Genomic DNA, 7,133 nt, shown 5'->3' on the forward strand with positions numbered 1-7,133 from the left:
CGTACGACGGCCGGGGCGGCCCGTCGTGGTCTGTGCGGATGGATGCGCCGGACGGTCGGCCGAGGCCGACCGGTGGCGGGTCAGGCGGCCCGCAGCGCGGGACCGGCGGTGATCGAACGCGAGCCGCGCCCGATGGCCACCAGCCCGGACTGGACCATCTCCTTGATGCCGAAGGCCTCGAGGTCGCGCAGGAGCGCGTCGAGCTTGTCCGGGGTGCCGGTGGCCTCGATGGTCAACGTGTCCGGTGCGACGTCGACCACCCGGGCGCGGAACAGGTTGACGGTCTCCAGCACCTGCGACCGCGCGGCCCGGTCGGCGCGCACCTTCACCAGCAGCAACTCCCGGGCGACCGAGACCTGGGGATCCAGCTCAACGATCTTGAGCACGTTGACGAGCTTGTTCAGCTGCTTGGTGACCTGCTCCAGAGGGGACGACTCCGCGTTGACCACGATGGTGATCCGGGAGACGTCCGGGTTCTCGGTCTCGCCGACCGCGAGGCTGTCGATGTTGAAGCCGCGCCGGGAGAACAGGCCGGAGACCCGGGCGAGCACGCCCGGCTTGTTCTCCACCAGCACGGACAGGGTGTGCATGGTCATGCCACGGCCTCGCTTCGCTCGGTCATGGCATGACCATGCGCAACACTGAGCTTGATGATTCGTTCGCTTCGCTCACTCATTAGATGTCATCCTCGTCGAAGACCGGGCGGACGCCACGGGCGAACATGATCTCGTCGTTGCTGGTGCCGGCGGCGACCATCGGCCAGACCATCGCGTCCTTGCCGACCACGAAGTCGATCACCACGGGGGCGTCGTTGATCTCCATGGCGGCGGCGATGGTCTTGTCCACGTCATCCGCGCTCTCGCACCGCAGCCCGACGCAGCCCAGGGCCTCGGCGAGCTTGACGAAGTCGGGGATGCGGTGCTTGTGGGTGCCGAGCTCGGTGTTGGAGTAGCGCTCGTTGTAGAACAGCGTCTGCCACTGCCGGACCATGCCGAGGTTGCCGTTGTTGATGACGGCGATCTTGACCGGGATGCCCTCCAACGCGCAGGTGGCCAACTCCTGGTTGGTCATCTGGAAGCAGCCGTCCCCGTCCACCGCCCAGACCACAGTGTCCGGCTTGCCGACCTTGGCGCCCATCGCCGCCGGCACCGCGTAACCCATCGTGCCGAGACCGCCTGAATTCAACCAGGTGTACGGCTTCTCGTAGGAGATGAACTGCGACGCCCACATCTGGTGCTGGCCCACCCCGGCCACGAAGATCGCGTCCGGGCCGACGATCTCGCCCAGCCGCTTGATCACGTACTGCGGGGACAGCGTCCCGTCGACCGGCTCGTCGTAGCCCAGCGGGTAACGGTCGCGCAGGTCGTTCAGCTGCGTCCACCAGTCACCGAGGTCGGCGGTGCGCCCCGACGACCGCTCGGCGGTGACAGCGGCGATCAGCTCGTCGATGACGTGCTTGGCGTCGCCGACGATCGGGACGTCCACGTGCCGGTTCTTGCCGATCTCGGCGGGGTCGATGTCCGCGTGCACCACGACCGCGTCCGGGGCGAACGAGTCCAGTTTGCCGGTGACCCGGTCGTCGAAGCGTGCGCCGAGCGCGACGATCAGATCCGCCTTCTGCAGGCCGTAGACCGCGGCGACGGTGCCGTGCATGCCGGGCATCCCCAGGTGCTGCTGATGCGAGTCGGGGAACGCGCCGAGCGCCATCAGCGTGGTGACGACCGGGATGCCGGTCAGCTCGGCCAGCCGCCGCAGCCCGTCGGTGGCACCGGCTTTGAGGACCCCGCCGCCGACGTAGAGCACCGGGCGTCGGGCTGCGGCCATCAGCCGCGCCGCCTCCCGGATCTGCTTGCCGTGCGGGTGCAGGGTGGGCCGGTAGCCGGGCAGGTCCAGGGTGGGCGGCCAGGAGAAGGTGGTCGACGCCTGGAGCACGTCCTTGGGGATGTCGACAAGCACCGGGCCGGGTCGCCCGCTGCTGGCCAGGTGGAACGCCTCGGCCAGCACCCGGGGGATCTCCTCGGCGTTCTGCACGAGGAAGTTGTGCTTGGTGATCGGCAGGGTGATGCCCTGGATGTCCGCTTCCTGGAAGCCGTCGGTGCCGATCAACGGGCTGGCCACCTGCCCGGTGATGGCCACCATCGCCACCGAGTCCATGTACGCGTCCGCGATCGGGGTGACCAGGTTCGTCGCGCCCGGGCCGGAGGTGGCGATGCAGACCCCGACCTTGCCGGTGGCCTGCGCGTAGCCGGTTGCCGCGTGCCCCGCGCCCTGCTCGTGCCGCACCAGGATGTGCCGGACCGTCGAGTCGTAGAGCGGGTCGTATGCCGGCAGGATCGCGCCGCCCGGAATGCCGAAGACGACGTCGACGTCGAGCGCCTCGAGGGACCGCACGAGCGAGCCGGCCCCGGAGATCGGGGTCGCGGCGGCGGGCCGTACCGCCGGGGCGGCCGGGTTGGCCGTGCGCGTGGCGGCCTGGTCGACGTCGACGGTCGGGTCGGCGGTCGCGCGGGCCCGGCGGGCGGTGTGGGCGAGGGTCTCGGGCGTGGGTCTCGTCATGGCGGTTCTGGCCTTCGGCTGGAGTGGCTGGTGGCTAGTCAAGCGATGCGACGCGGGCGGGGCCCGCTCGCCAGGTTCCGATGGCAATAAAAACGGCCCTCGTGCAGATGCACGGGGCCAGCGCACTCTCGGTGAGGGAGAGTGCGCTCAGGTAAGTACTCGCAGCGACCGGTACGACGACATGCGGCTAAGCCTGACGCATCTCACGCGATGAGTCAACTGATCCCACATGTTGGTTAACGGAGGTCGGCGCGTCGACCGGCGACGCGCCATCGGCGGGCGGGTTGAGCTGCCCGGACATACCCGGAACGCGGCGTGGCGCGGGCACCGGAGCGGGACGCGCACCCGGTGACGTGGCCGCCTCCAGCATCGCCTCCAGGTGCTCGGCCGGCACGCCCCAGCCGAAGAGCGCGCCCTGGCCGAAGCGGCAACCGGCCGCCACCACCGCGGCCAACTCGGTCGGGGTGGTCACCCCCTCGGCGATCACCTCCAGCCCCAACTGGTGACCCAGGCGCATGACGATGTCGACCATCGGGGCGAACGCCGGGCCGTCCTGGCCGACCGGGCGGACCGGCTCGTGCTCGGCGACCAGGCTGTGGTCGATCTTGAGGATGTCGATCGGCAACCGGCGCAGCTGCCCCAGCGACGAGTAGCCGGCCCCGAAGTCGTCGAGCGCGATCCGGACACCGGTCAAGCGCAGCGCGGTCAGCCGCCGGATCAGCTCGTCCAGGTCGGTGGCGACCGCGTGCTCGGTGACCTCCAGCACCAGCCGCTGCGGCGGCACGTGGTGGGCGCGCAGCGCCTCGGCGACCTGGACCACGTACTCCGGGGCGTGCAGCTCGCGCGGGGAGACGTTGACCGACACCCAGACGTCGTGCCCGTCCGCGAGCCACCGGGAGAGCTGGTAGCAGGCCTGATGCAGCACCCAGGCACCGAGCGGGGCGATCATCCCGCACTCCTCGGCGAGCGGGATGAACTCGTCCGGACGCACGTTGCCCAGCTCAGGATGGTGCCAGCGGAGCAGCGCCTCGGCGCCGACCGGCCGCACCGACGGCAGCGACGCCACCGGCTGGAACGCCAACCGCAGCTCGTCGCGGTCGATCGCGCCGCGCAGCTCGTGCTCCACCGTCGTACGCCGGCGCAGCAGTTGGTCGTACGCGGCGTCGTACCGCTCGATCCGGTTCTTGCCACGCTGCTTGGCGTAGCGCAACGCCAGGTCGGCGTGGCGCAGCAGCAGCTCCACGTCGGGCTCGTCGGCCCAGTCGGCCACCCCGATGCTCACCGACAGGAAGACCGGCCCCTCCGGCTGGTCGTAGGGGCGGTTGATCACCCCGAGGAGCCGTTCGGCGACCCGGTCCGCCTCGACCGGCCGGCCCTGCATGAGTACGGCGAACTCGTCGCCACCCAGCCGGGCGGCCACGTCGCCGGGGCGCAGGTTGCCGCGCAGCCGCCGGCCCACTTCGGCCAGCACGGCGTCGCCCACGTCGTGGCCCCGCATGTCGTTGACGTTCTTGAAGCCGTCCAGGTCCAGGCCGAGCAGCACACACGGGTTGTGGTCGGCGGCGTTGCGGTGCAGCGCCCGGAGCAGCCCGCGCCGGTTGGCCAACGACGTCAGCGGATCGGTGTGCGCCAGCTCACGGAAGTGCGCCTCCCGCTCGGCCAGGCGGCTCGCGTACCCCCGGACGTCGCGAAGGGTGAGGTACTGCCGTGCCACCAGGGCGAAGCCCTCCACGCTGCCGGCCACGATGCCCGCCGCGGTGAACCGGCCGTCCTGGGCGAGGTGGTACATGGCCGAGGCGGCCATCGCCAGCATCGGGGCGATCGCGTACTCGCCGTCGCTACCGACCAGGTCGAGGTCGATCTGCCCCGGCCGGTCGGCCCGGTAAACAGTGAGCGCGACGGTCAGCAGGCCGGCGGCGAGCACCACCGCGCCGGTCAGCGCCATTGTCAGCCCGGCCTGGCAGAGCCCGGCGCTCAGACCCAGCCCACCGCAGGTCACCGCGCTGATGCCGGCGCCGAGCGCGGCGAGCCGTCGACGTGGGGTGGCGGCCCGGAAGACGATGATCACGACGAGCCCGGCGCTGAGCGCGGCGCTCACAGTGGCCACCAGGATCGCCGGGCAGGCCATCGGGGTGGCGGCACCGAGCAACCGGGTGGGCTCGGAGAAGAGCACCCAACCGACGAACCACAGCGCCGCCGCCATGACCAGGCCGTCCAGGGCGAGCCGGGCCGTCCCGGCCGCGGTGGCGGCCACCCCGGGCAGCCGGAGCAGACCAGCCGCGAAGGCCAGCCCGCTCACCGCCGCGCCGATCGCCACCATCGTCGCCCAACCGGTGCGCTGCCCCTGCTCGTGGGCCCAGTGGTCGTTCGCGCTGAGCGTGGCGACCACCCCGGCCAGGAGGCTGAGCAGGGCAACTCCGGCGGCGCCTGCGAGCAGCACGTGTGCCGGCCGACGCGGCACCGCCCGCCGCCGGGCGACGACGGTCAGCAGCACGGCGGCCACCGCGGCGACGAGCCCGCTGAGCGCCGCGACAGCGACCATGCCCGGTGGAAAATGCACGCCTCCAAGAGTGCCGGATGGGCGCACGTCATGGGGGGCTGGGTGTGCATCTGTTGGGACACGGCAGATACGGGGGCGGGCCGGTGCGTCGACGGTGTCATGCTGGTATGCATGCCTGAGCTGCGGTCGAGGACTTCCACACACGGTCGGACGATGGCCGGCGCCCGGGCCCTCTGGCGGGCCACCGGGATGACCGACGACGATTTCGGCAAGCCGATCGTCGCCATCGCCAACAGTTTCACCCAGTTCGTGCCTGGTCACGTACACCTCAAGGACATGGGTGGCCTGGTCGCCGACGCGGTCGCCGAGGCAGGTGGGGTGGGCCGGGAGTTCAACACCATCGCTGTCGACGACGGCATCGCGATGGGCCACGGCGGCATGCTCTACTCGCTGCCCAGCCGTGAACTGATCGCCGACGCGGTCGAATACATGGTCAACGCGCACTGCGCGGACGCCCTGGTCTGCATCTCCAACTGCGACAAGATCACCCCCGGGATGCTGCTGGCCGCGCTGCGGCTCAACATCCCGACCGTCTTCGTCTCCGGCGGCCCGATGGAGGCCGGCAAGACGATGGCGATCGAGGGCGTCGTGCACAGCAAGATCGACCTGATCGACGCGATGATCGCCTCCTCCAACGAGGCGGTCACCGACGAGCAGCTCGGTGAGATCGAACGCTCCGCCTGCCCGACCTGCGGTTCCTGCTCCGGCATGTTCACCGCGAACTCGATGAACTGCCTCACCGAGGCGATCGGGCTCGCGCTGCCCGGCAACGGTTCGACGCTTGCCACCCACGCCGCCCGCCGGTCACTGTTCGTCGAGGCCGGCCGGACCGTCGTGGAGATCTCCAAGCGGTGGTACGACGGCGACGACGACTCGGTGCTGCCGCGTACTGTCGCCTCCAAGGCCGCCTTCGAGAACGCTGTCGCCCTGGACGTGGCGATGGGCGGCTCCACCAACACGGTGCTGCACCTGCTGGCCGCCGCCCGCGAGGCGGAGATGGACTTCGGCGTCACCGACATCGACGCGATCTCCCGCCGGGTGCCGTGCCTGGCCAAGGTCGCCCCGAACTCGCCGAACTACCACATGGAGGACGTGCACCGGGCCGGCGGCATCCCGGCGATCCTCGGCGAACTGGACCGGGCCGGGCAGCTCAACCGGAACGTGCACGCCGTGCACTCCCCCTCGCTGGCGCAGTGGCTGACCGACTGGGACGTGCGCGGCGGCTCCCCCACCCCGACGGCTGTCGAGCTGTTCCACGCCGCGCCGGGCGGGGTGCGTACCGTCGAGCCGTTCTCCACCACCAACCGGTGGTCGTCGCTGGACACCGACGCGGCCGGCGGCTGCATCCGGGACCGCGAGCACGCCTACTCCGCCGACGGTGGGCTGGCCATCCTGCACGGCAACCTGGCACCCGAAGGCAGCGTGGTGAAGACCGCCGGCGTGCCCGACGACTGCCTGACCTTCCGCGGCCCGGCGAAGGTCTACGAGTCGCAGGACGACGCGGTGACAGCGATCCTCGCCAAGCAGGTGGTCGCCGGCGACGTGGTGGTGATCCGGTACGAGGGGCCCAAGGGCGGCCCTGGCATGCAGGAGATGCTCTACCCCACCTCGTTCCTCAAGGGCCGCGGGCTCGGCCGCTCCTGTGCGCTGCTCACCGACGGTCGTTTCTCCGGTGGCACCTCCGGGCTCTCCATCGGGCACGTCTCACCCGAGGCGGCGTCCGGCGGGCTGATCGCCCTGGTCCGCGACGGCGACGAGGTCGTCATCGACATCCCGGCCCGGTCGATCGAGCTGAACGTGCCCGCCGAGGAGTTGGAGGCCCGCCGGGTGGCCGAGGAGAAGCGCGACAAGCCGTACACCCCGACCGATCGGCAGCGGCCGGTGTCGGCGGCGCTGCGCGCGTACGCCTCGATGGCCACCTCGGCCAGCGACGGCGCCTACCGCCGCGTCCCGGAGTAACCACCCGTTCCCACCGGTACGGCGACATACGTGATGTCGGGGTGTCCCGTCGGACGGG

4 protein-coding genes are annotated in these 7,133 nt (G+C 71.1%); 1 reads left to right on the forward strand and 3 read right to left on the reverse strand.

Translation table 11 applies throughout. The features are described 5' to 3' along the window. Positions 1 to 80: 80 nt before the first annotated feature. The 3 genes from ilvN to AB0B48_RS14450 all read right to left on the reverse strand — a co-directional run bounded on the left by ilvN (position 81) and on the right by AB0B48_RS14450 (position 5,116). Positions 81 to 596 (reverse strand): acetolactate synthase small subunit, encoded by a 516-nt coding sequence (gene ilvN, locus AB0B48_RS14440; RefSeq protein WP_088991111.1) that lies wholly within the window; start codon positions 594 to 596, stop codon positions 81 to 83. Positions 597 to 675: 79 nt separating this feature from the next. Next, entirely contained in the window at positions 676 to 2,556 is a 1,881-nt protein-coding gene (locus AB0B48_RS14445; protein ID WP_357200838.1) for an acetolactate synthase large subunit, read from the reverse strand. A 187-nt stretch (positions 2,557 to 2,743) separates the two neighbouring features. Continuing rightward, entirely contained in the window at positions 2,744 to 5,116 is a 2,373-nt protein-coding gene (locus AB0B48_RS14450; protein WP_357200841.1) for a bifunctional diguanylate cyclase/phosphodiesterase, read from the reverse strand. Positions 5,117 to 5,227: 111 nt separating this feature from the next. Here AB0B48_RS14450 and ilvD point away from each other — a divergent pair, with 111 nt between their 5' ends. Next, positions 5,228 to 7,075: a dihydroxy-acid dehydratase gene (gene ilvD / locus AB0B48_RS14455; protein WP_357200844.1), complete on the forward strand. Its 1,848-nt coding sequence runs from the start codon at positions 5,228 to 5,230 to the stop codon at positions 7,073 to 7,075. Positions 7,076 to 7,133 lie beyond the last annotated feature (58 nt).

It is taken from the genome of Micromonospora sp. NPDC049089, assembly GCF_040648775.1.
Classification (GTDB): Bacteria; Actinomycetota; Actinomycetes; order Mycobacteriales; family Micromonosporaceae; genus Micromonospora.